Source organism: Streptomyces sp. NPDC059900 (assembly GCF_050270335.1).
In the GTDB taxonomy this organism is placed as follows: domain Bacteria; phylum Actinomycetota; class Actinomycetes; order Streptomycetales; family Streptomycetaceae; genus Streptomyces.
Genome location: NZ_JBNNJZ010000076.1, coordinates 1 through 25508 on the forward strand (window position 1 = coordinate 1; position 25508 = coordinate 25508).

A 25508-nucleotide genomic window follows, 5' to 3' on the forward strand; every position below is an offset into this window, starting at 1 on the left:
TGCCCGGCCTGTTGCAGACTCCCGACTACGCGCGCGCGGTGACGCGCGCGGCGCTCGACGGGATGCCGGACGAGCAGGTGAACGCGCTGGTCGAGGTCCGTCTGGCCCGCCAGGACGTGCTGCGCGCGGCTCCGCCGCTGCGCCTGAGCGTGATCCTCGACGAGGCGGTGCTGCACCGGCCGGTGGGCGGGCACGAGGTGCTGGACGGACAGTTGAAACGGTTACTGGAAGCCGCGCAGCTGCCCCACGTGCGGCTTCAGGTACTCCCGTTCGCCGCAGGCGAGCACGTCGGCCTCATTGGATCTTTCGTAATTTTTTCGTTTCCGAACATTTCTGATCTGGATGTAGTTGTTCTCGACCACTTGACGAGTAGCCTCTACCTCGAACGGAAAGAGGACCTCCAGGCGTACTCGGAGGCCTTCAAATCCCTTCAGGCAAAGGCACTTTCACCCGAGGAATCAACGGATCACATCGCCGGGATACGTGACGGCGCGTAAGGGGGCACCATGACTGCACTGCCTCGGCACGTACCTTCCAGCACCTCTCTGCACGGCGCACAGTGGCACCGCAGCAGCCGCAGCAACGGCATGAACAACTGCGTGGAGACAGCCTCGCTCGCTTCAGGGCCGAAGCAGGGGCTGCTCGCCGTGCGCGATTCGAAGAACACGGCAGGGCCCGCCCTGCTCTTCTCGTCCGCCACCTGGGAGGCCTTCGTCCACGGCCTGAGGTGACTACCGTGGCGCGGTGCGGCTGATCACTCGTACGGCATCGGCGATCTGAGCGTCGTCGAGGTCCGCGCGGGCGGTCAGCCGCAGCCGTGAGATCCCGTCGGGCACCGACGGCGGACGGAAGCAGCCGACGGCCAGACCCGCACCCCGGCAGTCGGCGGCCCACCGCACGGCCGCTTCCGGTGACGGCGCCCGTACGGAGACGACGGCGGCGTCCGGACGTACCGCCGAAAGCCCTTCCGCCGTAAGGCGCTCATGCAACTCGGCCGCGACCGCGCGGGCCCGCGCCGCGCGCCCGGGCTCCCTGCGCAGCAGCCGCAGGGCCGCCAGTGCCGCACCGGCGGCGGCCGGGGCGAGCCCCGTGTCGAAGATGAACGTGCGGGCCGCGTTGACCAGATGGTCGATGACCTTGGCGGGGCCGAGGACCGCGCCGCCCTGGCTGCCGAAGGACTTCGAGAGGGTGACCGTGGCCACCGTATGGGCGGTGCCCGCGAGCCCGGCCGCCTGCGGGGCGCCCCGACCGCCGTCGCCGAGCACCCCCAGGCCGTGGGCGTCGTCGACGATGAGACCGGCCCCGAACTCCGTACAAACGGAAGCAAGTTCGGTGAGTGAAGCCGCGTCGCCGTCGACCGAGAAGACCGTGTCCGAGACGACGACCGCGGGACCCGGGTGACCGTCCAGCGTCTTGCGCACCGCTTCGGGGTCGGCGTGCGGCACCACCTGTGTCGTGCCGCGCGCGAGACGGCAGCCGTCGATCAGCGAGGCGTGGTTGCCCGCGTCCGAGACGATCAGCGAGCCGTGCGGTGCCAGGGCCGTGACGGCGGCGAGGTTCGCGGCATATCCGGAGGAAAGGACCAGAGCCGCCTCGAAGCCGCAGAACTCGGCGAGTTCGCGTTCGAGTTCCGTGTGCAACTCGGTGGTGCCCGTGACCAGACGCGAGCCGGTGGCTCCGCCGCCCCAGCGCCGGGCCGCGGCCGCCGCGCCCTCGGTGATCTCGGGGTGCCTGGCCAGGCCCAGGTAATCGTTGCTCGCCAGGTCCAGGAGGCCGCCGGCGTCGGCGGGGCGGGGGCGCAGGGTGCGCACGAGTCCGGCCTGTGCGCGCAGGCTCGCCTGCTCGTCGATCCAGTCGAACGGCGAGCTCGCCATGGGGGTTCCTCCGGGTCGTAAGGACGGGTCGTTTTGTAGACAGTGCACAGACCCTAGCCGTCCGGCCACCGGGCCAGGATGTGGCAATACCCACACCTCTCAGCGTTTCTGTTGTGCGAAGTCTCCTTGGAAAGGGAGCCTCTCGTACGTAAGGATCGGCGCCATGGATCTGCTGAACACGCTGGTGGACAAGGGGCTTCGGCGCGAGCTGCCGACCCGCGAAGAGGCGCTGGCCGTACTGGCCACCTCCGACGACGAACTGCTCGACGTGGTCGCCGCGGCCGGGAAGGTACGGCGGCAGTGGTTCGGGCGACGGGTGAAACTCAACTATCTGGTCAACCTCAAGTCGGGTCTCTGCCCGGAGGACTGCTCCTACTGTTCCCAGCGGCTGGGCTCGACGGCAGGCATCCTCAAGTACACGTGGCTCAAGCCCGACGAGGCCTCGCAGGCCGCGGCGGCCGGAGTGGCGGGCGGCGCCAAGCGGGTCTGCCTGGTCGCGAGCGGCCGCGGGCCGACCGACCGTGACGTCGACCGGGTCTCGCAGACCATCGAGGCGATCAAGGAGCAGAACGAGGGCATCGAGGTGTGCGCCTGCCTCGGACTGCTCTCCGCGGGCCAGGCGGACAAACTGCGCACGGCGGGCGCGGACGCGTACAACCACAATCTCAATACGTCCGAGGCGACGTACGGCGAGATCACCACGACCCACACGTACGCCGACCGCGTGGACACCGTGCAGCAGGCGCAGGCCGCGGGCCTGTCCGCCTGTTCGGGTCTGATCGCGGGCATGGGCGAGACGGACGAGGACCTCGTGGACGTGGTCTACGCCCTGCGCGACCTCGACTCCGATTCCGTGCCGGTCAACTTCCTGATCCCCTTCGAGGGCACCCCGCTGGCCAAGGAGTGGAACCTCACCCCGCAGCGCTGCCTGCGCATCCTGGCCATGGTCCGCTTCGTCTGCCCCGACGTGGAGGTGCGCATCGCGGGCGGCCGCGAGGTGCACCTGCGCTCGATGCAGCCCCTGGGCCTGCACCTGGCCAACTCGATCTTCCTGGGCGACTACCTGACCAGCGAGGGCCAGGCCGGCAAGACCGACCTGGACATGATCGCGGACGCCGGTTTCGAGGTCGAGGGCGCCGGTACGGTGACGCTGCCGGAGCACCGCGCGGACGCGATCGCGGCGGCCGGGTGCGGGTCGCACGCCGGGGGCGGCGCGGGCGGCTGCGGCTCGCACGGGGAGGGCGGGGGCGGCTGCGGACCGTGCGGTTCGTCGCAGCCCGCGGCGTCCTCCGTGCCCGCGCAGGCCGAGTCCGCGCGGGCCGGGGCCGCGGGAGACGAGGCGTCCGAGGTGCGCACCGATCTGGTGGCCGTGCGCCGCCGGGGCGCGGGAACGGATCTGGCGCCCAATGCCTGACCTCTGTGGCCTCTCCGTGCCCGAACTGCTCGACCTGGACCGCCGCCACGTGTGGCATCCCTACGGCCCGATGCCCGGCCGCCAGGAGCCCCTGGTCGTCGAGTCGGCGAGCGGCGTACGGCTGCGACTGGCGGGCACCGGGGACGAGTTGGTCGACGGCATGTCGTCCTGGTGGTCGGCGATCCACGGCTACAACCACCCCGTGCTCAACGACGCGGTACGCGGCCAGCTGGACCGGATGAGCCATGTCATGTTCGGCGGGCTCACCCATGAGCCCGCCGTCCGGCTGGCGAAACAGCTTGTCGACATGTCGCCCGACGGTCTCGAGCACGTGTTCCTCGCGGACTCCGGATCGGTGTCGGTCGAGGTCGCGGTCAAGATGTGCCTCCAGCACTGGCGCTCGCTCGGCCGCCCCGAGAAGCGGCGCATGCTGACCTGGCGCGGCGGCTACCACGGGGACACCTGGCAGCCCATGTCGGTGTGCGACCCCGAGGGCGGCATGCACGAGCTGTGGCAGGGCGCGCTGCCCCGGCAGGTGTTCGCGGACGCGCCGCCCGCGGGGTACGAGGCGTACGACGACGCGTACGCCGAGCACCTGCGCGAGGTCATCGGACGGCACGCCGGCGAGCTGGCCGGCGTGATCGTGGAGCCGGTGGTGCAGGGCGCGGGCGGTATGCGCTTCCACTCCCCCGCCTATCTGCGGGTGTTGCGCGAGGCCTGCGACGAGCACGACGTGCTGCTCGTGTTCGACGAGATCGCCACCGGGTTCGGCCGTACGGGCGCGCTGTTCGGCGCGGACCACGCGGGCGTCACGCCCGATGTGATGTGCCTGGGCAAGGCGCTGACCGGCGGCTATATGACGCTGGCGGCCACGCTGTGCACCGCGCGGGTCGCGGACGGCATTTCGCGGGGCGAGGTGCCGGTCCTGGCGCACGGCCCGACGTTCATGGGCAATCCGCTGGCCGCGGCGGTGGCCTGCGCCTCGATCGACCTGCTGCTCGGGCAGGACTGGCAGACCGAGGTCAAGCGCATCGAGGCGGGCCTGCGCGGCACGCTCGCCGAGGCGGCCGGGCTGCCGGGCGTGCGGGACGTACGGGTGCTCGGCGCGATCGGCGTCGTACAGCTGGACCACCAGGTGGACATGGCGGCGGCCACCCGCGCCGCGACGCGCGAGGGAGTGTGGGTGCGGCCCTTCCGTGACCTCATCTACACGATGCCGCCGTTCATCACGGGCGACGACGACGTGGCACGGATCGGACGCGCGGTGTGCGCGGCGGCGAAGGAGGGCTGAGCAGACATGACGGTCATCGTGGTGTCCGGAACCGGCACCGAGATCGGCAAGACGGTCACGACGGCCGCCGTCGCCGCGCTCGCGCTCGCCGCGGGGCGCAGCGTCGCGGTGCTCAAGCCCGCGCAGACGGGGGTGGCGCCCGGCGAGCCGGGCGACGCGCAGGAGGTGACGCGCCTGGCGGGCGACGGGGTCACCACCCTGGAACTCGCCCGCTTCCCCGAGCCGTTGGCGCCGAACACAGCCGCGCGGCGGGCGGGCATGGCGCAGATCCGTCCGTCCGAAGTGGCGGAGGCGGCGGAGAAGTTGGCGGCCGGGCACGACCTGGTCCTGATCGAGGGCGCGGGCGGGCTGCTCGTGCACTACGACGACGAGGGCGCCACCCTCGCCGACGCGGCCCGCCTCCTCACGGCGCCGGTCCTGGTGGTTGCTCCGGCGGGCCTCGGCACCCTGAACACGACGGCACTGACCGCGGAGGCCCTGCGCGCCCGGGACCTGACTCCGCTGGGCGTCACGGTGGGCAGCTGGCCGACCGCGCCGGACCTGGCGTCCCGCTGCAACCTCGCGGACCTGCCGAAGGCCGCGGGCGCGCCGCTCCTGGGCGCGATCCCGCAGGGCGCGGGCACGCTCACGCCCTCCGACTTCCGCGCACAAGCCGGTAGCTGGCTCGGGCCGGACCTCGGGGGCGCCTGGGACAGTGCGGCGTTCACGGCGGCGCAGGCACCGGGGGCACGGGAGAGCTGAGTCACGGGCGCCCTCCGCGGTCCGGAGGGTGCCCGTCTGCCGTGCATTCGCGGGCCGTCACACTCGCGGGCCCGCACAGGGGGGAAAGCCCTGCCGGCCGGGCACCATTGCGGTATCCGCTCGCCCCGTCGAGGAGGGCCCATGTCACCTCGCTCCGCCAAGGCCGCGTCCCGTGATGCCGTGCACCATCCCGTTTTCGCCCGTTTCTATGCCCGCCAGAGCGTGGCCGCCGAGCGCGTGGTCGCCACGTTCCGCAAAGAGCTGCTCGGCGGTCTGTCCGGTCGGGTGATCGAGGTCGGCGCGGGGAACGGGCTGAACTTCGCGCACTATCCGACGGCGGTGTCCGAGGTCGTGGCCATCGAACCGGAGCGCACCCTGCGGCAGCTGGCCGCGTCCGCCGCGGTGCGGGCCGATGTGCCGGTCGACGTCGTGCCCGGCGCCGCCGAGGCGCTGCCCGTCAAGAGCGAGGCCTTCGACGGCGCCGTGGCCTCGCTGGTGCTGTGCAGCGTGCGCGACGTGCCTCGCGCCCTCGCCGAGCTGCGCCGTGTCCTGCGGCCCGGCGGGGAGCTGCGGTTCTTCGAGCACGGCGTGGCGCCGGGCGCGGCCATGGCGACCGCTCAGCGTGCCCTGGACCGCACGCTGTGGCCCCTGTTCTTCGGCGGCTGTCACGTTTCGAGGGACACGGTGGCCGCCCTGCGCGCCGCGGGCTTCGACATCGGCCCGTACAGGCGGCTGTTGGTGCCCCCGAAGGGCCCGCGGCTGCCCTCCTCGTACTGCGTGCTCGGCACGGCACGGCGCCCGGAGAGCGACTGACCGGCGGCGGGCGGGGTCTCAGATGGCCTGCGTGAGGTTGACCGCGTTGCCGTCCGGGTCCTTGATGTGCGCGACGCGCTGCCCCCACGGCATGTCGTTGGCCGGCCCGAGCGTCTCGCCGCCGAGGGAGTCCACCCGTTTGAGCAGGTCGTCCACCGCGTCCACCGCCACGCTCAGCACGATGCGCTGCGGCGTGTCCAGCGGCACGCTCGTGTCGGACACGACACCCAGTTCCGAGTCGCCGATGCGCAGGTCCACGAAGAAGGCGGGCCCTTCCTCCGGGGTCCTCGACACCTCCTGGGCCCCGAGCAGCTCCCGGTAGAACCGCAGCAGGCGGTCGAGATCAGGGGTGATGATCATCGGCAGGATGGCGGCGGGCATGGGCGTCCTCCTGGAGTGCGGCTCTCTCACCCCCGAACCTATCGTCGCCGCATGATCGTCTGCGCGCTCGCCGTCATCCCGGCGACCACGGATCGCCGGGCCCTCAGAGACTCCACTTGCGCAGTTCGTCCGCGATGGCCCGAACGCTGGCGCCGTCCTCCTTGACCAGGCGGGCCAGTTCGCGTACCTGCTCGGGCGAGGTGACGACCTTCATGCCGCTCGCCACCAGATAGGCGTACGCGACGGACGAGGCGAACAGGGCGTTGGAGCGTTCCAGGGCGGGGATGTGCAGGAGGAGCTGGAGCAGGGCGGCGGCGCGGTCGTGCGGACTTTCGTAGACGGGTACGCCGAATATCTCCGCCTCGTGCCGGCTGACGGCGGCCACCAGGGCACCCCAGTCGGTGACCTGCGGGTCTCCGGGCGTCTTGTGTTCGGCGATCATCAGCAGCCAGGCAAGATCGATTCTGAGGTTCAAGGGCTAACGTCGACCCTCGCGCTCGGGACCGAACTCTTCGGCGAAGACCGATTCGTACTGCTTCATGAAGTCCGCGGCGGCCTCGACGAAGGTGTGGCCGACTTCGCCGGCGTCCTGTTTGACGAGTTCTTCGATGTAGCGGTTCACGCTCATCCCGCGGGCGAGCGCGCGCTCGCGTGCGGCCCGGGCGGTGCCTTCGTCCACCCGCACATTCAGCTGGGTCTTCGCCATCCCTTCAAGCTAGCGCTGTGGCGCTAGCACCGGCAAGAGGGCGCGGGAGGGCGCAGAGGCGCACTGAGCGGCCGGGCGCACACCGGTCCATTGCCCCTTACATGCGTATCCGGTTCACGACCTCGGAGGGATACCGGCACCAGCCACGGCCCTCTACTCTCGGCAGAATCAAGGGAGTTGGAACGGCCACGACCCGGGAGGCGGCCTTGTCGACACCTGCTTCTGCACCGGCCACAGGCCTTGCGGAGCCCGACGGGGTCGCCGCGCGCGCCCGTGCCCTGACCAAGGCATACGGCTCCGGGGAGACCGCCGTGCTCGCCCTCGACTCGGTCGACGTGGACATCGCGCGCGGCCGCTTCACTGCGGTCATGGGCCCGTCCGGTTCGGGCAAGTCCACGCTCATGCATCTGCTCGCGGGACTCGACACGGTCTCCGCGGGCCAGGTGTGGCTGGGCGACACCGAGATCACGGGGCTCAAGGAGCGGGAACTGACGCAGCTGCGGCGGGACCGCATCGGCTTCATGTTCCAGTCCTTCAACCTCATCCCCACGCTCAACGCCCTGGAGAACATCACGCTGCCGATGGACATCGCGGGCCAGCGCCCCGACCGCGAGTGGCTGGACCACGTCATCGAGACACTCGGCCTGCGCGACCGCCTGAAGCACCGGCCCGCCCAGCTCTCCGGCGGCCAGCAGCAGCGCGTGGCCTGCGCGCGGGCGCTCGCCTCGCGCCCCGAGCTGATCTTCGCGGACGAGCCGACCGGCAACCTCGACTCACGCGCCGGTCTCGAAGTCCTCGGCTTCCTGCGCGACGCCGTGGACAAGCTGGAGCAGACGGTCGTCATGGTCACCCACGACCCGGGCGCTGCGGCCCACGCCGACCTGGTGCTCTTCCTCGCCGACGGCCGGATCGTCGACGAGATGCAGCGCCCGACGGCCGATTCGGTCCTGGAACGCCTCAAACGGTTCGACGTGCTGCACGCCAAACCGCAGGAGAGCCCCGCCGAGGCCGCCGGTGCCCCGGGCGACGGCAGCCCGGGCGACGGCGCCGACCGCAAGCCGGACCAGGACTGAGACGGAGCGCGGCCATGCTGAAGGCAACGCTCCGCAGCTTCCTCGCGCACAAGGGCAGGCTGCTGCTCTCCGCCCTCGCCGTCATCCTCTCGGTGGCGTTCGTCGCGGGCAGCCTCATCTTCTCGGACACGGTGGCCCGCACCTTCGACCGGCTCTTCGCCTCGACGTCCGCCGATGTGACCGTCGAGCCGAAGGAGGACCTCGACGAGGCGGTGCCCTCGGGGCAGACGCCGACGATCCCCGCCAGGCTCGCGGGGCGTGTCGCCGGGGTCGACGGGGTGGCCCGTGCCCGCATCGACGCGGCCGTCGAGAACATCACGGTCGTCGACAGCAAGAACGACCCGGTGGGCCCCACCACCGGCGCCCCCACCATCGCCACCAACTGGCAGGTCACCGACCGCAGCCCCGTCGAGCTGACCTCCGGCCACGCCCCGCGCGGCAGGGACCAGGCACTCCTCGACAAGGACACGGCCGACAAGAAGGACGTGCGGATCGGCGACACCCTCACGGTGCTCGCCGCGCCCGGCTCGTTCAAGGTCGAGGTCGTCGGCATCGTCACCTTCACCACCACCAACCCCGGCGCGGCCCTGGTCTTCCTGGACACCCCGACCGCCCAGCGCCAACTCCTGGGCAGCAGGGCCAAAGCGACGGGCATTTCCGTGGAGGCCGCGTCCGGCGTCAGCGACACCGAGCTCAAGCGCCGTATCGCCGCCGAACTGGGCTCGGGCTACGACCTGAAGACCGCCGACGAACAGGCCGAATCGGCGGCGTCCGACCTCGGCGGCTTCCTGGACGTCATCAAGTACGTGATGCTCGGCTTCGCCGGAATCGCCGTCCTGGTGGGCATCTTCCTGATTGTCAACACCTTCTCGATGCTGATCGCGCAGCGCACCCGCGAACTGGGCCTGCTTCGCGCGCTCGGCGCCGACCGCAGGCAGGTCCGCCGCTCCGTGCTCACCGAGGCGGTCCTGCTCGGCGTGGTCGGCTCGACGGTCGGCCTCGCGGCGGGCATCGGGCTCGCGGCCGGGCTCATCGAGCTGATGGGCGTCTTCGGGATGAACCTCAAGTCCACCGAGATGGTCATCGGGTGGCCAACTCCCGTCGCCTCGTACGTCGTCGGGGTCGGCGTCACGTTCGTCGCCGCGTATCTCCCGGCGCGCCGCGCCGCGCAGGTCTCGCCGATGGCGGCGCTCGCCGACGCGGAGATCGCGGGCACGGGGCGGCCGTTGCGGATTCGTGCGACGGTCGGCGTGGTCGTCGGGGCGGCGGGCGCCGCCGCGCTGGTGGGCTGCGCCACGTCGGAGAAGACGTCCTCGGCGGCGTCCCTGCTCGGGCTCGGCCTCGTCCTGACCCTGATCGCCACGGTCATCGCGGGGCCGCTCCTGGTCCGCCCGGTGATCCGGGTGCTCGGCGGCGCGTTCCCCGCCGTCTTCGGCTCGGTCGGCCGGATGAGCCAGCGCAACGCGTTGCGCAATCCGCGCCGCACGGGCGCCACGGCCGCCGCGCTGATGGTGGGGCTCGCCCTAGTGAGCGGCATGTCGGTGGCGAGCGCGTCGATGACCAAATCGTTCGACGAACAGATCGACAAGACCCTGGGTGCCGACTTCGTCGTACAGAACAGCAACTTCATGCCGTTCGCGCAGGAGATCACCGAGAAGGTGCGGGACACCGACGGCGCCGGGCTCGTCGTGCGTCAGCGGTTCGCGCCCGTGAAGGTGTCCATGCCGGACGGCAAGAGCGTGGAGACGACCGCGGCGGGCTACGACCCGCGCCTGGACGACGTCGCCCGCGTCACCTACGTCACGGGCGACACCCGGCGGGCCCTGGCACCCGGCAGCATCGCCATGCAGCGCGACTTCGCGCGGGACCACAAGGTCCGCACCGGCTCGAAGCTGCCCGTGGAGTTCCCCGGCGGGCGCAAGACGGAACTGACGGTGGGCGCGCTCACCGACCAGCCCGGAGCCGAGGGGTTCGGCGTCGAGGGCGGGCTCTTCCTCGGCATGGGGACGATCGAGAAGTTCGTGCCCGGCGGCCAGGACTCCGCGCTGTATGTCAACGCGGCCCCCGGCACGGACGACGACACCCTGCGCGACCGCCTCGAGAAGACCCTGGACCCGTATCCGCAGGTACAGGTCCGCGACCAGGCCGACTACAAGGAACTGATCCGCGAGCAGATCGCCGTGATGCTCTACCTCGTCTACGCCCTTCTCGGCCTGGCGATCATCATCGCGGTCCTCGGCGTGGTCAACACCCTGGCCCTGTCCGTCGTCGAGCGCACCCGCGAGATCGGTCTGCTGCGCGCCATCGGGCTCGCCCGGCGCCAGCTGCGCCGGATGATCCGCCTGGAGTCGGTGGTGATCGCGGTGTTCGGTGCGCTGCTCGGGCTCGTGCTCGGTCTGGTGTGGGGCGTCGCGGCGCAGCAGGTCCTCGCCCTGCAAGGCATGACGGCGTTCGCGATCCCCTGGACGACGGTGATCGCGGTCCTCGTCGGATCGGTGATCGTGGGCCTCGCGGCGGCGCTCCTTCCGGCGCTGCGCGCGTCGCGCATGAACGTGCTGGCGGCCATCGCACACGAATGAAGGAGTCGAGCGGCGGGCGGCGCACAGAGAAGTCGGTGGCCGACTGCCCGGCCCGCGTGCTTGGCTCGTGCTCGTGACTGACATGCGCATACGTACGGCCGAACCGTCCGACGCACGTGACGTGCTCGCCTTCTGGGCGGTGGCCGCCGAGGGGACGTCCATCACCGACGACGTCGACGGGGTGAGCAGGCTCATCGCCCGTGACCCCGAGGCCCTGATCCTCGCGGAGGCCGACGGGCTCCTCGTGGGCTCCGTCGTGGCCGGTTACGACGGATGGCGGTGCAGCTTGTACCGGCTTGCCGTGCTGCCCTCGCATCGGCGGCAGGGCATCGCGTCAGCCCTGCTCGACGCGGCCGACCGGCGGTTTCTCGCCGTGGGGGGCCGCCGCGGGGACGCCATGGTCCTGGATCGCAACGAACAGGCCCACCACGCGTGGCGGGCCGCGGGGTACGCGCCCCAGCCGCAGTGGAGCCGCTGGGTCAAACCCCTCGCCGACTGAGCGCCCGGGGCCGGGGTACCCGTGGGAAATCCGTCGGAGCGGCCTTTGCTGATCCTTTAAAATGGGCGGACCACTCGAATCGTCAACGAAAGGTGTGAGCGTCCGCCGATGGGCGAGCCTCCCAGTACCCGACATCGCGCATTCCCCCGGTCCCTGCCCGATCATGGGACGGAGGTGACCCGATGACCGAAGTGCTCCTGCTCCTCGTGGCGGTGCTGCTCTCGCTTGCCTGCGGCGTCTTCGTCGCGGCCGAGTTCTCCCTCACGACGGTCGAGCGCAGCGAGCTGGAGCGAGCCTCCGAACGCGGCGAGCGCGGCGCCGCCGGCGCCCTCAAAGCCGTCAAGAACCTCACCTTCCAGCTCTCCGGGGCCCAGCTGGGCATCACCGTCACCAATCTGGTCGTCGGCATGCTCTCCGAGTCCTCCATCGCCAAACTGATCGCGGGCCCGCTGCGCGCCATCGGCATCCCCTCGTCGGCGTCCTCGTCGATCGCCCTGGTCATCGGCACGGCCCTGTCCACGGTCTTCCTGATGGTCGTCGGCGAGCTGGTCCCCAAGAACTGGGCGATCTCCTCACCGCTGGCCGTCGCCAAACGGGTGGCGACCCCGCAGCGCCTGTTCAGCTCGGCGTTCCGCCCCTTCATCGCCCATCTGAACAACACCGCGAACCGCTCCGTACGCCGCTTCGGCATCGAACCCACCGAAGAGCTGGCCTCCGCGCGCAGCCCCAAGGAGCTGGTGGCGCTCGCCCGGCACTCCGCCAAGGAGGGCTCCCTGGAGCCGGACACCGCCGAGCTGTTCGTCCGCACCCTGAACCTCGCCGACCTCACCGCGGAGAACGTGATGACGCCGCGCGTGCAGGTGATGGCCCTCGACGTGATGGCCACCTGCGAGGACGTCGCGAACGCCACCCGCGCCACGGGCCTGTCCCGCTTCCCCGTCTACCGCGGCAGCCTGGACTCGGTCGTCGGCGTCGCGCACATCAAGGACGTCCTGGCCATACCTGCCGAGCGCAGGGCCCGCTACCCCGTCGCCGAGCTGGTCCGCGAGCCCCTGCTCGTACCGGACACGCTGACCGTCGACCAACTGCTCGACCGGCTCTCCGGCAAGCGCACGATGGCCGTGGTCATCGACGAGTACGGCGGCACGGCCGGCGTCGCGACCCTGGAGGACATCGTCGAGGAGGTCGTCGGCGAGGTCCGCGACGAGCACGACCCGCACGAGACGCCCGACATCGCCGCCGACGGCAAGGACGACGAGGGCCGCACCCGGTACTCCGCCGACGGCTCGGCCCGCACCGACCAGCTGGCCCGCGTGGGCCTGCGCGCGCCGGACGGCCCTTACGAGACCCTCGCCGGACTCGTCGCCACCGAGCTGGGCCGTATCCCGGCCGAGGGCGACAGCCTGGAGGTGGGCGGCTGGCGGCTCGACGTCGTGGACGCCCGGGGCCGCCGCGCGGCCCGCGTCCTGCTGCACGCACCCCTGCACGACGACTCCCGGGAGGAGGAGCGATGATCGCCGTCCAGTTGCTGATCGGCCTGGCGACCCTCGTGGTCAACGGCTTCTTCGTCGGCGCCGAGTTCGCCCTCATCTCCGTACGGCGGAGCCAGATCGAGCCGTACGCCGAAGACGGCGACCGGCGGGCCAAGAGCGTGCTGTGGGGTCTGCAGCACGTCTCCGCGCTGCTCGCCGCCGCGCAGCTCGGCATCACGCTGTGCACCCTGGTGCTCGGCATCGTCGCCGAGCCCGCGATCGCGCATCTCCTTGAGCCGCTGTTCGACGGGGTCGGGGTGCCGCACGGCCTGGTCCACCCGATCTCGTTCGTCATCGCCCTGACGGTGGCCACGTATCTGCACATGCTGCTCGGCGAGATGGTCCCCAAGAACATCTCGCTGGCCGAGCCGGTACGCACGGCGCTGCTGCTCGGCCCGCCGCTCGTCGCGATCGCACGGGCACTGCGCCCGGTGATCTTCGCGATCAACGCGTTCGCCAACGGCCTTCTGAAGCTGCTCAGGGTCGAGGCGAAGGACGAGGTCAGCGCGTCCTTCTCGGACGACGAGCTCGCCCGGATGGTCAAGGACTCCGGTGACGCGGGTCTGATCGACGACCGCGCCCAGGAGCGGCTGCACGACGCCCTCGAGCTGGGCCGCCGCCCCGTCCGGGATGTCGTGCTGCCGCTGGAGAGCGTGGTCTACGCCCGGGTGGGCGTGACGCCGGAGGAGCTGGAGCGGCTTTCGGCGGAGTCCGGTTTCTCGCGCTTCCCCGTCGTGGACGACGGCCGCCGTATCGTCGGCTATCTGCACGTCAAGGACGCGCTCGACCGGATGCCGCGCGACCTGCCGTTCCGGGTACCGGACATGCGCAAGATCGCGCAGGTCCGCGAGGCCACGCCGCTGGACGACGTCCTGACCGCGATGCGCCGCAGCCGCACGCATGTGGCGGCGGTGCTCGGCTCGGACGGCAGGCTGGCCGGCATGGTCACCATGGAGGACGTACTGCGGGAGCTGTTCGGTCAGCCCGTGTGACCGAGCGGGCGGCCCGCCCGACCGAGGGGGATTCGCACTGTGAGTCAGCTCGTCCTGCGCGACGTGTCGTACGGATATCCGGAGCGCCCTGTTCTCGAACAGGTCTCCCTGTCGGTGCGGCCCGGCGAGAAGGCGTGTGTCATCGGCGAGAACGGTTCGGGGAAGTCGACGCTCCTGCGCCTGACGGCGGGCGAGTTCGAGCCCGCCGACGGCGAGGTCGCCGTCGTCTCGGACGGCGGCACCGGCTATCTCGCGCAGACCCAGCGCCTTCCGCCGCACGCCACCGTGCAGGACGCGGTGGACGACGCGCTCGCCGAACTGCGCGAACTGGAGCGGCGCATCCGGGAGGCCGAGGCCTCGCTCGGATCGGCCGGTGAGGCCGAACTGGTCGCGTACGGAGACCTCGTCGCCGCTTTCGAGGCGCGGGACGGCTACCGCGCCGACGCCCGCCTCGACGCGGCCCTGCACGGTCTCGGCGTACCGCACCTGGAGCGATCCCGGACCCTTGGATCGCTGTCCGGCGGCGAGGCCGCGCGCCTCGCGCTCGCCTGCGTCCTGGCCCCGCAGCCCGAACTGCTCCTCCTGGACGAGCCGACGAACCACCTGGACGACCAGGCGCTCGGCTGGCTCGAGGAGCGGCTGCGCACCCACCGGGGCACGGTCGTCGCCGTCACCCACGACCGCGTCTTCCTCGACCGGGTCGCCGAGGTGATCGTCGAGGTCGACGGCGACCGCAGGTCCGTGGCCCGCTTCGGCGGCGGCTGGCACGGCTATCTGGAGCAGCGCGCCACCGCGCGGCGGCGCTGGGAGGAGCGCTACCGGGAGTGGAGCGAGGAGGTCGAACGCCAGGAGAAGCTCGCCGAGGGCGGCAACAAACGCCTTGCGGTCGGCTGGCGGATGAGCGAGAGCCCCCGCTTCGCGAGCCACAACCGGTCGGTGGAGGGCCAGCTCTCCGGCATCGTGCGCAACGCGCGCGAGCGGCTGCGCCGACTGTACGCGGAGCCGGTGCCGCGCCCGCCCGACCCGCTGCACTTCACGCCGGGCGAGGGCATCGAGGGCGGCGACCACCCCTTCGTACGCCCGGCAGAGCTGACGGACGTCGCGGTCGGCGAGCGCCTCGCCGTCGAGAGCCTGCTTCTCGAACCGGGGTCGCGCACGCTGGTGACCGGGGTGAACGGCGCGGGCAAGTCGACCCTGCTCGGCGTCCTGGCCGGGGAGCTCGCCCCGGATCAAGGAGAGGTCCAACTCCCCTCCCGCATCGGGTACTTGCCGCAGGAGATCGAGTACATCACCTACGAGGACACGGCGAAGCCCCTGCTCGACGCGTTCGCGGCAGGGCTGGCCGGCCTCCCCGAGGACCACGCGGATGCGCTCCTTTCCCTCGGCCTCTTCCGCGAGGAGGACCTGGTGGTGCCGGTCAAGGGACTCTCCGTGGGACAGCGCCGCCGCCTGGCCCTCGCGCGCCTGGTGACGCGCCCGGCCGACCTCCTCCTGCTCGACGAGCCGACGAACCACCTCTCCCCCGCCCTGGTCGAGGAACTCGACGAGGCGCTGGCCGCATACCGGGGCACGCTGGTCGTGGTGTCGCACGACCGGAGGCTGCGGGAGCGGTTCCGGGGCGAGCGGATCTCGGTGGAGGCCGGGCGGGTGGTCAGAAACTGACCGTCCCGGTCAGGGCGCGGTCTGCCCCGTGCGTGCGGTGGGCGTCTCCGTGATGCCGGGGCCGCGGCCCCCGACATTCGCGGCGCCCACCGCGGTGAGGACGGCGAGCAGCGTCGCCATCCCCGCCGTGGCCAGTGCCGCCTTCCAGTCGACGTCCAGGAGGGTCGTCGTCCCGGCGACCAGGACGGCGGCGAGCGACTGCGCGAAGGTACGGAGCGCCCGCTCCGACGTGGCCTTCCAGAATCCAGCGGTCCACATGCTTGACCCCACCTCTCTTGGTCGACGGGTCCACACCTGGCATACCGCTGGTGCGTTCCGGTGCCCAGAGGGGTGACCAGGGCATTCTCAGAGGTTCAGGCTGTGGCCCGTCGTCGCGTCGACGTGCTCCGGGACCGCGTCGTGCCGGTCGCCGACCGTCGGGGTGCCCGTGGGCTCGAAGAGAAGGATCCTGGCGCCGGCCGGGGCCGACGGCTTGTGCTCCGTGCCGCGCGGGACCGTGAAGACGGTGCCCTTGGGGAGAGCGACCGTGCGCTCGCCGGACGGCTCGCGCAGGTGGATGAGCAGTTCGCCTTCGAGGACGAGGAAGAACTCGTCGGTGTCGTCATGGACGTGCCACAGGTGGTCGCCTTCCACCTTGGCCACGCGTACGTCGTAGTCGTTGACGCGGGTGACGATGCGCGGGCTCCACAGGGCGTCGAAGGAGGCAAGGGCCTTGCTCAGGGCGATCGGTTCGTTGCTCATGCGCCAAGCCTCCGACGCCGGGCCCCGCCCCCGTGAGTGGTAGAAATAGCGTATGTCGCAAGGATCCTCTCAGGCTGCCGCGGCAGGGGCGCTGCACCGCGTCGTCGTCATCGTCGACGCCAACTCCAACCCCTTCGAGCTCGGCTGCGCCACCGAGGTGTTCGGCCTGCGCAGGCCCGAACTCGGCCGTGATCTCTATGAGTTCAGCCTCTGCTCGCCCGAGCCGCGCACCCTGATGCGGGACGGCTTCTTCACCCTCACGGGCGTCGCCGGACTCGACGCGGCGGACTCGGCGGACACCCTGATCGTGCCCAACCGCCCCGACGTCGAGGTGCCCCGGCGCCCGGCCGTCCTGGACGCAATTCGCCGGGCACACGCCCGCGGGACCCGGCTCGTCGGGTTCTGCAGCGGCGCCTTCACGCTCGCCGAGGCCGGGGTACTCGACGGGCGCCGGGCAACCGCGCACTGGCAGTGGGCGGACGACTTCCGGGCCCGCTTTCCCGGCGTACGGCTCGAACCGGACGTGCTCTTCGTCGACGACGGCGACATCCTCACCGCCGCGGGCAGCGCCGCCGCCCTCGACCTCGGGCTGTATCTCGTCCGTCGCGATCACGGCGCCGATGTCGCCAACGCGGTGAGCCGGCGTCTGGTCTTCGCCGCCCACCGGGACGGCGGGCAGCGGCAGTTCGTGGAGCGGCCACTGCCCGACGTACCGGACGAGTCCCTGGCCCCGGTCCTGGCCTGGGCCAGGGAGCGGCTCGAATCCCCCCTCTCCGTGCCGGGCCTCGCGGCGCACGCCGCGCTCAGCCCCGCGACACTGCACCGCCGCTTCCAGGCCCAGCTGGGCACCACGCCCCTGGCCTGGCTTACCGGCGAACGCCTCGCGCTGGCCTGCCGGTTGATCGAGCGGGGCGTGGCCCCCTTCGACACTGTCGCCCGGCGCAGCGGCCTCGGCACCACCGCCAACCTGCGCGCCCTGATGCGCCGCGACACGGGCCTTACCCCTTCGGCGTACCGGCGCCGGTTCGGGCCCGCGCCGGACTGAGGCGCTCTAGCCTTGGTGCTCCTGGAGACGGGCCTTGAGGGGTGGCGGGGCGTTGACGATCGACATGCATCGGGCGGACCTGGCGTCGGACCGGCCCGAGGTGCGGGTGGCCGCCGTGACCGCGCTGGGGCGGCTCCTCACGGCGTCGGCCCCGGACGGCGAGCGTGACACGGTCGCCCGGGAGCTGGTCGAGTTCGTCCGCGGCAGCGTGGACGATCCGCGTCTGGTCCACCACTCGTCGGTGGCCCTGAGCCGGCGGGAGCCGGTCGCCCTTGCCATGGACGTGCAGGCGGCCCTCACCGTCCTGGCCCGGCGTCCCGAAGCCGTCGAGGCGCGCCGTCTCGAACTGCCCGGTCTCGACCTGCGCTCCGCCGACATGAACCGCGGGCGATGGACGCATGCCCGGCTCACCAGCAGTGATCTGCACGACGCCGACCTCAGCGCGGCCGACCTTCGGGACGCCGACCTGTCGTGGGCGTTCCTGGAGCGCTCGGACCTCTCGTCCGCGCAACTCGGCCACGCCAATCTGACCAACGCGAATCTGGGGAAGGCGAACCTGCGGCAGGCGCAGGCGGCGCACGGCTGCTTCTGGGGAGCGCAGCTCCAGCAGGCCACCGTCGAGGACGCGCGGCTCGAATTCGCCGACCTGCACCGGGCCAGGCTCGACCACGCCGATCTGCGGGGCGCACAGCTGCCCTACGCCTCGCTCAACGCGGCGTCCGCGCGGTCGGCCTGCCTCACAGGCGCCCTGCTCCACTTCGCCGATCTGAGGGATACGGGGCTCGACGACGCCGATCTGACCGAGGCACGGCTGGACAACGCGGACCTGTCGAACGCCCTGCTGCGCAACGCGCGGTTCGCCGGCGCCTCGCTGCGGAACTGCCACCTGGTCAAGGTCAGTGCCCGGTACGCGGACCTGCACGGCACGGATGTCCGCCACGCAAGGATGAACGTCTCCGATTTCCGCTACGCCGACCTTCGCGGAGCCGATCTGAGCGACACGTCCATGTTCCAGACCGTGCTGCACCGCGCCGACCTCGCCGACGCCCGCCTCGACCGGACCAACCTGCACAGCACGGACCTGACCGAGGCCTGGGGGCTTGAACCCGAGCAGCTGCGCACGGCCTGGATCTACCAGACCACCAAGCTCGACCCGGAGCTGGCACGGCACCCCCTGGTGCGGGAGCGGATCGCGGCAACCGAGAGCCGCTTCGACTGACCTTCACCGGCGCCGGCACCGGCACCGGCACCGGCACCCAAGAGGCCGTACTCAGCTGACCGTCCGCAACCTGCCCAGTTGCTCGAACCGCTCCCGGAAGCCCTTGGCCCGCCCCTGCGGCAGCCCCCAGAGCCTGCCGATCTTCGGCATGGCGTCGGTCATCTCCCGCGACTGCGACCGGACCTGGATCAGGAACCGCAGCTCGGGCCGGAAGCACTGCCACCACAGGCGGCGCCGCAGATCGGCGGGGACCTCCGCGGAGGCGATGCCCATCAGGGTCGCGATCTCCTCGGGCAGTTGCGCGGGCGTGGCCCGGGTGAGCCGCCCCACGATCTTCGCCACCAGCGAGAAGCCGTGCCCGCACACCTCGGTCAGCCCGACGGCCTCGCTGCGCACCGCCATAAGCAGCTGCCGCGAGGTCTCGGACGCCTCCCCCAGGGACAGCGCCTCGTCGAGGTCCTGGCGGTGCCTGCGGAAACGGCGTGCCCGCGTGCGGAGTTCGGCAAGGCGCGGCCACACGTCCTCGATCCGCCGCGCTTCGGAGAGCGCTACGGCCAGGAACACGGGCAGGACGAGGTCCTGCTCCCCGGCGAGTTCGCGGTAGGCGCGGCTTGCCGCGTCGGCGGTGAGCAGCTGGTCCTCAAGATCCCAGCCGCGCTCGCAGAAGTAGTGGCGGAAGGGCATCCGGGCGGTCGCGGGCGCGTACGGAAGGCCGAGGAGGTTGGCGAAGGACTGGGATGCGTGGGCCCGGTAGGTCACATCGCCCAGGACGGGCGCGCAGTAGCCGTCCGCGAGCGAGGGAAGGTCGTCGCAGTAGGGATCGCGCAGCAGCGTCAGCTTCGGGGTGAACCAGCCTTGCGCCTCGCAGGCCGCAAGCGCCTCGCCGGGGCGCACCGGGCGTCCGGTCACCAGCGTCCAGGCGGCGGCCACTTCGCGTACGGCGTCCGCCCAGTACGTACCGCCCGGCATCTCGTACTGGTGGACGAGGGGTGAGATCAGGGTCCGGTAGGTGTCAAGGCTCTGTTCGTAGAGGCGCGCGGCCGCCGAGTCCCGCGCCCGCGAAAGGTGCGGAAGGCTCACGAACACGTCCTCGCCGAGGAGCTGGTTCAGCCGGGCGGCGGGCACGAGGTCCTCGCCCGCGTAGTAGATCCGCTCCGACATGACCACCCGGTCCGCGAACGCGGCCAGGTCCCACAGCGACAGCGGCGTCAGCCAGCGCCGGTCGCCGGCCAGCAGGCGTTCGGCGATCCCCACGGTCGTGGCGTCCATGTACACGCTGTTGCGGACGGCGGACGGGCGCCAGTCGGCCAGGGCCCGCAGATCCGCGGGCGTCGCACCGTCGAGGCGGTGGGCCCCGGCGTCGACGGCGGAGCGGACCGCCGGGTCGGCGCTGTCCCACTGGGCGACCCGGCCGGCGACCTGCTCCGCGCTCGCGCGGCAGCTGTCGAGCAGCTCGCCGGGCGTCCGTGCCGCCAGCGGGTCGTTGTTCTGCGGCACGTCCGGCCCTCCGGGGTGTGGACACCGACACCGGCCTACCGACGTCGGCCTCCATCATCCACCGCACCGGCCCCGTCGAGGGACGCTTCGTGCTATCCGCGGCGGTGCGCGCCCCGTCTGCGGGCCAGCGCCTTCGCGTCCTTCTTGAACGCCCACTCCATGTCGGGTTCCATCGCGAACTTGAACAGACGCTGCACCGGCGGCGTGCACAGCACGGTGATGAGGGCCGCCGCGCCCATGGTGACCGTGATCTCGCCCAGCGGCGTGTGCAGCCAGTCCAGTTCGTACCAGTCCCAGAAGCGGGAGCCCTTGGCGACGAACCCGTGCAGCAGATAGCCGTAGAGCGTGCCCGCGCCCAGTGCGGTGAACCAGAGCCTGCGTCCCGGCACCCAGGCGAAGAAGCAGGCGACCAGGACCACCGAGCAGCCGAACATCGCCAGCGTCATCACGCCGCCCGCCCAGCCGGGCGCGGCCAGCTCCTGTGCGCTGTCCCTGCGGTAGAACCAGGCGGCGTTCATGCGCGGCGCCGCCCAGTACGCGAACAGCAGGGCCGCCGCGAAGACGGGCAGCGCCAGGATCCGCGCCTCCCTGCGGCGCACGATCTGGAAGTGCTCGGGCTTCAGGCACAGGCCGAGCACGAAGAACGGCAGGAACTGGAGCACGCGTTGCAGGTCGAGGTCGTCGCCGATGTCCGGCGAGACGGAGGCGAGCACCGCGATGGCCAGCGCGAGCGGCAGCGGCCAGCGCACCACCTTCCACAGCGGGGTGGTGAGCCGCCAGACGAAGAGCGCGACCAGGAACCAGGTGAGGTACCAGGGGTCGAGCAGACTGATCGGGTAGGTCGGATCGTCGCCCGCCCAGCGCTTGAAGAAGGTGTACGCGACTTCGAAGATGACATACGGCACGGCGATGCCGGTCACCAGGCGCTTGAGGCGGCCGGGGCTCGCGTCGAAGCTGCGCGAGAAGTAGCCGGAGATGACGATGAACGCCGGCATGTGGAACGTGTAGACGGTGATGTAGAGCGCGGCAGCCGCCCTGCTGTCACCGCGCAGCGGCTCCCACGCGTGGCCCATCGCGACCAGCACGATCGCCAGGTACTTGGCGTTGTCGAAGAACGAGTCCCGTTGCTTGACCGGGGGTTTCGGCGCCACGGTGGGGACCGAGGGCGCAGCCGGAGGCGCCGCCGCCGGGGCACTGCGCGCGGCGGGCAGCGGCGCCCGCAGTGCCCCGCCTTGGTCCATCGAGCGGACAGGCTCACTCACGGGACCTCCCGGGGGAACCCGGGCCCGCGGTCTCGCGTCTTACGTCAAATGCGGGTGCTACACCTGTGTAGAACATCACCGGCACCCTAGCCACCGGAGGCCCCGCACGTACAGTCGCGCCGCCTGTGAATCAGCCGGGCGCCTCCGGTGGATCAGCCGGGTGCACCCGATGGACCAGCCGGGTGCACCCGGTGAGTCAGCCGAGCGCCGCCGGTGAAGGGCCGACCAGCTCGGTCAGGACGTCCTCCATGGTGACGAACCCGAGCACCGTTCCGCTCGCGCCGGTGACCGCTGCCAGGTGGCTGCCCGCGGCCCGCAGCGCGGTGAGGGTGTCGTCGAGCGGGGTGTCGATGTGCACCCGGGTGACCGCGTGCAGGGCGCCGCGCGGGAAGGGCCGGTCCCGTTCGGTGATGCCCAGGGTGTCCTTGATGTGCAGGTAGCCGAGCAGGGTGCCGTCCGGTCCCGTCACCGGGAAGCGGGAGAAGCCGGCGTCGGCGGCCACCCTCTCCAGGCGCGCAGGGGTGACGGAGTGCTCGACGGTGTGCATCTTGGCCGCCGGCACGAGGATCTCGCCGACCGGCCGGGTGCCCAGTTCCAGGGCGTCGCGCAGCCGTTCGCCGTCGGCCGCGGACAGAAGCCCCGCGGCGCTGGAGTCGATGACCATGCGGGCGAGCTGGTCGTCGGTGTAGACGGACTCGACTTCGTCCTTCGGTTCGACCCTCAGCAGCTTCAGGAGGGTGTTGGCGAAGGCGTTGATGCCGAAGACGACCGGCCGCAGGGCGCGGGTGAGGGCGACCAGGGGCGGGCCGAGCAGCAGGGCGGTGCGGGCGGGCGCGGCGAGGGCGATGTTCTTGGGGATCATCTCGCCGATCAGCATGTGCAGATACGTCGCCACGGTCAGGGCGATGACGAACGCGATCGGGTGCACGAGGGCGTGCGGGATGTGGACCGCCTCGAAGCCGGGCTCCAGGAGGTGCGCGATGGCGGGTTCTGCGACCGCGCCGAGCACCAGCGAGGAGACGGTGATGCCGAGTTGGGCAGTGGCCATCATCGCGGAGATGTGCTGAAGGCCCCACAGGGTGATGCGGGCGCGCTTGTCGCCCTCCTGGGCGCGGGGCTCGATCTGGCTGCGGCGTACGGAGATCAGGGCGAACTCGGCGCCGACGAAGAAGGCGTTGGTGAGCAGGGTCAGGGCGCCGATGGCGAGCTGGAGCGTGGTCATCGTGCCTCCTCCACGGCCTGGCGGGGCACCTGGAGTGCCGGTTCGGTGATGCTGATCCGGTCGGCGCGGTGGTGCTCGACGGTCAGCACGTCCAGTTGCCAGCCGTCGAGGTCGAGGGAGTCGCCCTTGGCCGGGATGCGCGACAGGCGGGTGGCGATCAGTCCGGCCACGGTCTCGTACGGGCCTTCGGGCGCGGTGAGGCCTATGCCCGCGAGCTGGTCGATGCGGACGCCGCCGTCGGCCTCCCACACGGTGCGGCCGTCGGGGGCCGTCTGTGCGGGCAGCAGGTCGGGGACCTCGACGGGGTCGTGCTCGTCGCGGACCTCGCCGACGACCTCCTCGACGATGTCCTCCACCGTCGCCACTCCGGCCGTGCCGCCGTACTCGTCGATGACCACGGCCATCGTGCGGGTCTCGCGCAGCCGCTCGAGAAGCCGGTCGGCGGGCAGGCTGTCGGGCACGAGCAGGGGCTCGGTGGCCAGCTCGGTGACCGGCGTCAGCCGCCGCTCGGCGGGGGCCAGGGCGAGCACGTCGCGGATGTGCACGGTGCCGATGACCTCGTCCAGGCTGTCGCGGAAGACGGGGAAGCGGGACAGGCCCGTGGCGTGGGTGAGGTTCGCGGCGTCGGCGGCCGTGGCGTGCGCCTCCAGGGCGCGGACGTCCACGCGCGGGGTCATCACGTTCTCCGCGGTGAGTTCGCTCAGGTGCAGGGTGCGCACGAACAGTTCGGCGGAGTCCGCTTCCAGGGCTCCCTCGGCGGCCGAGCGCCGGGCGAGGGCGACCAGTTCCTCGGGGGTGCGCGCGGAGGCCAGCTCCTCGGCGGGTTCGAGGCCGAAGCGGCGTACGACGTGGTTGGCGGTGTTGTTCAGATGCCGGATGAAGGGCCCGAAGGCGGTGGTGAAGCCGCGCTGGGGTGCGGCCACCACCTTGGCGACGGCCAGCGGCCGGGAGATCGCCCAGTTCTTCGGCACGAGCTCGCCGACGACCATCAGGATCACCGTGGAGAGGGCGACGCCGAGCAGGGTGGCCGTGGTCGGGGCGGCGCTGCCGAGGCCGGCCGCTTCGAGGGGGCCGCGCAGGAGCGCCGCGAGGGACGGTTCGGCGAGCATGCCGATCACCAGGGACGTGACGGTGATGCCGAGCTGCGCGCCGGACAGCTGCAGGGTCAGGCGCCGGACGGCCTTCAGGGCCCCTTCGGCACCTCGCTCCCCCGCCCCGGCGGCGCGCTCCAGGTCACCGCGCTCGACGGTGGTCAGGGAGAACTCGGCCGCGACGAACACCGCGCAGGCGAGCGTGAGAAGCAGGGCGAGCAGCAGAAGCAGGATCTCGGTCACCGTGCCACCCCCGTTCCCTCGCGCTCGGACAGCGGGCGGGAAATGGCACGGTTCGTACTGGGAGGCTCACCCATTGCGGGTCCGTGGCTCCTTCTCGTACTCGTACGGGTGTCGCACGAGGGCGGTGGCGGGGAAGCGGTGCTGCTTCTACAGCCACTGTAAAGGAACGGCAAACTGTTCCGGCAGGGTCCTGTCGGCCCTGACCCGCTCTGAGCGGGCCAGAGTGGGTCAGAGCGGGGTAGCCGCGTGCAGGATGAGGACCATCGTCACGGCGGAGTTCGCCGACGACATGGCGGAGATCGCCGCTCCCGCGCTCGCCGCCCAGGCCGCCAGCCCCACCGCGGTGAACAGGGAGGGCCAGCTGCGCGCCGCCGGAGCGGGGCCGAGCAGGGCCGCGACCCGGCGCGGCACGGGCCCCGGGGCGGCGAGTCCGGCCAGGGTCGGGGCCGGGGCGCCGCGGGAGTGCAGGGCCGCCTTGCCGATCGCGCGGGCGACGGTCTTGCGGTCGCCGACGGTATGGGCGGCGTTCTCGTCCGCCCACCGCTCGGTCGCGTAGGACACGGCGGTGCGCAGCGGGCGCAGGAAGGGATTGGCGCGCGCCGCCAGCTGCACCGCCAGGAGGTAGCGGTGGTGGCGGGTCGCCAGGTGGGCGCGCTCATGGGCGAACAGGGCGCGGCGCTCGGCGGGCCCGAGGCAGTCGAGCAGCGCGGTGGTCACGACGACCCGGTCACGGGCGCCGCCGGGCAGCGCGTACGCGTAGGGCTCGTCGTCGGGCAGGACGGCGACGGAGGTGCCGGGCAGCCCGGCGAGGGCGCGGTGGGCGCGGCGGCGCACCTGGCGGTGGCGCCACAGCGTCCGGCCGCAGGCCACGGCCACGGCGAGCAGCCCGGGGATGGCCAGACGTCCGGCGATCTCGTCGTACGGGACGGCGGCGCGCACCTCGGGGTCGGACCAGCCGTCCGGCAGGGGGTTACCGGGCAGCTGGGCCGTGCCGACGACCATGAGCAGGCCCAGGCACAGGGTGCTGGCGAGCGCCATGACCACGGCGACGGTGGTCAGCAGCCGGGTGGCGGTCCGCGGGTGCAGACGCTGCTCGGCGAGCCGGGCGACCGGCCATGCCGTCAGCGGCAGCACGAGCGGCAGAAGGACGAACATCCCCATGGCGGTTCAGGTGTCCCTCTCCGCCTCGGCCTGGCTCAGGAGTTCGCGCAGCAGGCGCTCGTCGCCGGGCGGCAGCGCGGTGAGGAAGCTGGCGAGGACCGCCTCGCGGTCGCTCTCGCCGTCGAGGACCTTGCGCATCTTGCGTGCCGCGAGGCCAGCCTCGTCGGACGACGGCGTCCACGCGAAGGAGCGGCCGGCGCGCTCGCGGGTCACCGCACCCTTGTCCAGGAGTCGGCTGAGGATCGTCACGACGGTCGTGTAGGCCAGGTCCCCGCCGAGCCGCTCCTGCACCCAGCCCGCGGTCGCGGGGCCTTCCGCCTCGCGCAGGGCCGAAAGGACCTGTGCCTCCAGCTCGCCCTGCGCCCGCCGCCGGGAACGCCGCTCCTGCTCCGCCACGCCCGTTTTCCTTCCGCCGTCTTGTCGTACCGGACGAGGCTAACGCGCGCGCCGGGGCGATCGGCCCGCCCGCC

General features: G+C 71.9%; 26 protein-coding genes. 14 read left to right on the forward strand and 12 right to left on the reverse strand.

Features of this window, described 5'->3' with window-relative positions:
- Together ACQKIP_RS14090 and ACQKIP_RS14095 are read left to right on the forward strand one after the other, a co-directional pair.
- The coding region (locus ACQKIP_RS14090; RefSeq protein ID WP_427743070.1) for a DUF5753 domain-containing protein at positions 1-497 on the forward strand (497 nt) is incomplete at its 5' end.
- Positions 498-506: 9 nt separating this feature from the next.
- Positions 507-731, forward strand: coding sequence for a DUF397 domain-containing protein (locus tag ACQKIP_RS14095; RefSeq protein ID WP_361184891.1), 225 nt, complete (start codon positions 507-509; stop codon positions 729-731).
- On the opposite strand, the gene ACQKIP_RS14100 is transcribed toward ACQKIP_RS14095, so the two are convergent.
- Positions 732-1874 carry an 8-amino-7-oxononanoate synthase gene (locus ACQKIP_RS14100; protein ID WP_365860947.1) on the reverse strand — a complete coding sequence of 381 codons (1143 nt, stop codon included), beginning with the start codon at positions 1872-1874 and terminating at the stop codon, positions 732-734.
- Positions 1875-2037: 163 nt separating this feature from the next.
- Here ACQKIP_RS14100 and bioB point away from each other — a divergent pair, with 163 nt between their 5' ends.
- The 4 genes from bioB (at position 2038) to ACQKIP_RS14120 (ending at position 6133) form a co-directional block, all read left to right on the forward strand.
- Positions 2038-3288: a biotin synthase BioB gene (gene bioB / locus ACQKIP_RS14105; RefSeq protein ID WP_365860946.1), complete on the forward strand. Its 1251-nt coding sequence runs from the start codon at positions 2038-2040 to the stop codon at positions 3286-3288.
- Complete coding sequence (locus tag ACQKIP_RS14110) at positions 3281-4579, forward strand: adenosylmethionine--8-amino-7-oxononanoate transaminase (RefSeq protein ID WP_365860945.1); 1299 nt, start codon at positions 3281-3283, stop codon at positions 4577-4579. The genes bioB and ACQKIP_RS14110 overlap by 8 nt, the downstream gene beginning before the upstream one ends.
- 6 nt (positions 4580-4585) lie before the next feature.
- Entirely contained in the window at positions 4586-5320 is a 735-nt protein-coding gene (gene bioD, locus ACQKIP_RS14115) for a dethiobiotin synthase (RefSeq protein ID WP_365860943.1), read from the forward strand.
- Between the two features lie 141 nt (positions 5321-5461).
- Positions 5462-6133, forward strand: a complete 672-nt coding sequence (locus ACQKIP_RS14120) for a class I SAM-dependent methyltransferase (protein WP_365860941.1) — start codon at positions 5462-5464, stop codon at positions 6131-6133.
- An 18-nt stretch (positions 6134-6151) separates the two neighbouring features.
- Here the strand turns inward: ACQKIP_RS14120 and ACQKIP_RS14125 are convergent, their stop codons facing one another.
- From ACQKIP_RS14125 to ACQKIP_RS14135, 3 genes are all read right to left on the reverse strand, one after another.
- A complete protein-coding gene (locus ACQKIP_RS14125) occupies positions 6152-6514 on the reverse strand; it encodes a VOC family protein (protein ID WP_365860939.1) in 363 nt (120 codons plus the stop codon).
- Between the two features lie 103 nt (positions 6515-6617).
- On the reverse strand, positions 6618-6989 hold the full coding sequence (locus tag ACQKIP_RS14130) for a fic family toxin-antitoxin system, toxin component (protein ID WP_365860937.1): 372 nt from the start codon (positions 6987-6989) through the stop codon (positions 6618-6620).
- 3 nt (positions 6990-6992) lie between these two features.
- Positions 6993-7220 carry an antitoxin gene (locus ACQKIP_RS14135; protein WP_190078868.1) on the reverse strand — a complete coding sequence of 76 codons (228 nt, stop codon included), beginning with the start codon at positions 7218-7220 and terminating at the stop codon, positions 6993-6995.
- 206 nt (positions 7221-7426) lie between these two features.
- Between ACQKIP_RS14135 and ACQKIP_RS14140 the strand changes: the two genes are divergently transcribed.
- The 6 genes from ACQKIP_RS14140 (at position 7427) to abc-f (ending at position 15557) form a co-directional block, all read left to right on the forward strand.
- A complete protein-coding gene (locus ACQKIP_RS14140) occupies positions 7427-8293 on the forward strand; it encodes an ABC transporter ATP-binding protein (RefSeq protein WP_365860934.1) in 867 nt (288 codons plus the stop codon).
- Between the two features lie 14 nt (positions 8294-8307).
- Positions 8308-10872: an ABC transporter permease gene (locus ACQKIP_RS14145; RefSeq protein ID WP_365860932.1), complete on the forward strand. Its 2565-nt coding sequence runs from the start codon at positions 8308-8310 to the stop codon at positions 10870-10872.
- Positions 10873-10945: 73 nt separating this feature from the next.
- Positions 10946-11371: a GNAT family N-acetyltransferase gene (locus ACQKIP_RS14150; protein WP_365860930.1), complete on the forward strand. Its 426-nt coding sequence runs from the start codon at positions 10946-10948 to the stop codon at positions 11369-11371.
- Positions 11372-11553: 182 nt separating this feature from the next.
- A complete protein-coding gene (locus tag ACQKIP_RS14155) occupies positions 11554-12885 on the forward strand; it encodes a hemolysin family protein (RefSeq protein WP_365860928.1) in 1332 nt (443 codons plus the stop codon).
- Positions 12882-13895 (forward strand): hemolysin family protein, encoded by a 1014-nt coding sequence (locus tag ACQKIP_RS14160; RefSeq protein ID WP_365860926.1) that lies wholly within the window; start codon positions 12882-12884, stop codon positions 13893-13895. The genes ACQKIP_RS14155 and ACQKIP_RS14160 overlap by 4 nt, the downstream gene beginning before the upstream one ends.
- Positions 13896-13925: 30 nt before the next feature.
- Entirely contained in the window at positions 13926-15557 is a 1632-nt protein-coding gene (gene abc-f / locus ACQKIP_RS14165) for a ribosomal protection-like ABC-F family protein (RefSeq protein ID WP_427743078.1), read from the forward strand.
- 9 nt (positions 15558-15566) lie between these two features.
- On the opposite strand, the gene ACQKIP_RS14170 is transcribed toward abc-f, so the two are convergent.
- Together ACQKIP_RS14170 and ACQKIP_RS14175 are read right to left on the reverse strand one after the other, a co-directional pair.
- Positions 15567-15815 carry a holin gene (locus tag ACQKIP_RS14170; protein WP_365860922.1) on the reverse strand — a complete coding sequence of 83 codons (249 nt, stop codon included), beginning with the start codon at positions 15813-15815 and terminating at the stop codon, positions 15567-15569.
- Between the two features lie 87 nt (positions 15816-15902).
- A complete protein-coding gene (locus ACQKIP_RS14175; protein ID WP_365860920.1) occupies positions 15903-16298 on the reverse strand; it encodes a cupin domain-containing protein in 396 nt (131 codons plus the stop codon).
- Positions 16299-16350: 52 nt separating this feature from the next.
- Between ACQKIP_RS14175 and ACQKIP_RS14180 the strand changes: the two genes are divergently transcribed.
- Both ACQKIP_RS14180 and ACQKIP_RS14185 read left to right on the forward strand, forming a co-directional pair.
- Positions 16351-17343: a GlxA family transcriptional regulator gene (locus tag ACQKIP_RS14180; RefSeq protein ID WP_365860918.1), complete on the forward strand. Its 993-nt coding sequence runs from the start codon at positions 16351-16353 to the stop codon at positions 17341-17343.
- Between the two features lie 52 nt (positions 17344-17395).
- Positions 17396-18562, forward strand: a complete 1167-nt coding sequence (locus tag ACQKIP_RS14185; protein WP_365860916.1) for a pentapeptide repeat-containing protein — start codon at positions 17396-17398, stop codon at positions 18560-18562.
- A 51-nt stretch (positions 18563-18613) separates the two neighbouring features.
- Here ACQKIP_RS14185 and ACQKIP_RS14190 read toward each other — a convergent pair whose 3' ends face one another.
- From ACQKIP_RS14190 to ACQKIP_RS14215, 6 genes are all read right to left on the reverse strand, one after another.
- A complete protein-coding gene (locus ACQKIP_RS14190) occupies positions 18614-20059 on the reverse strand; it encodes a hypothetical protein (protein WP_365860914.1) in 1446 nt (481 codons plus the stop codon).
- 92 nt (positions 20060-20151) lie between these two features.
- Positions 20152-21300 carry an acyltransferase family protein gene (locus ACQKIP_RS14195; RefSeq protein WP_365861195.1) on the reverse strand — a complete coding sequence of 383 codons (1149 nt, stop codon included), beginning with the start codon at positions 21298-21300 and terminating at the stop codon, positions 20152-20154.
- 217 nt (positions 21301-21517) lie between these two features.
- Entirely contained in the window at positions 21518-22543 is a 1026-nt protein-coding gene (locus ACQKIP_RS14200; RefSeq protein WP_365860912.1) for a hemolysin family protein, read from the reverse strand.
- The gene (locus ACQKIP_RS14205; protein ID WP_365860910.1) at positions 22540-23877 is read right to left on the reverse strand and encodes a hemolysin family protein; all 1338 of its coding nucleotides are present in this window, start codon (positions 23875-23877) and stop codon (positions 22540-22542) included. The genes ACQKIP_RS14200 and ACQKIP_RS14205 overlap by 4 nt, the downstream gene beginning before the upstream one ends.
- Before the next feature lie 228 nt (positions 23878-24105).
- Positions 24106-25038 (reverse strand): M56 family metallopeptidase, encoded by a 933-nt coding sequence (locus ACQKIP_RS14210; protein WP_365860907.1) that lies wholly within the window; start codon positions 25036-25038, stop codon positions 24106-24108.
- 6 nt (positions 25039-25044) lie between these two features.
- On the reverse strand, positions 25045-25434 hold the full coding sequence (locus ACQKIP_RS14215; protein WP_365860905.1) for a BlaI/MecI/CopY family transcriptional regulator: 390 nt from the start codon (positions 25432-25434) through the stop codon (positions 25045-25047).
- Positions 25435-25508 lie beyond the last annotated feature (74 nt).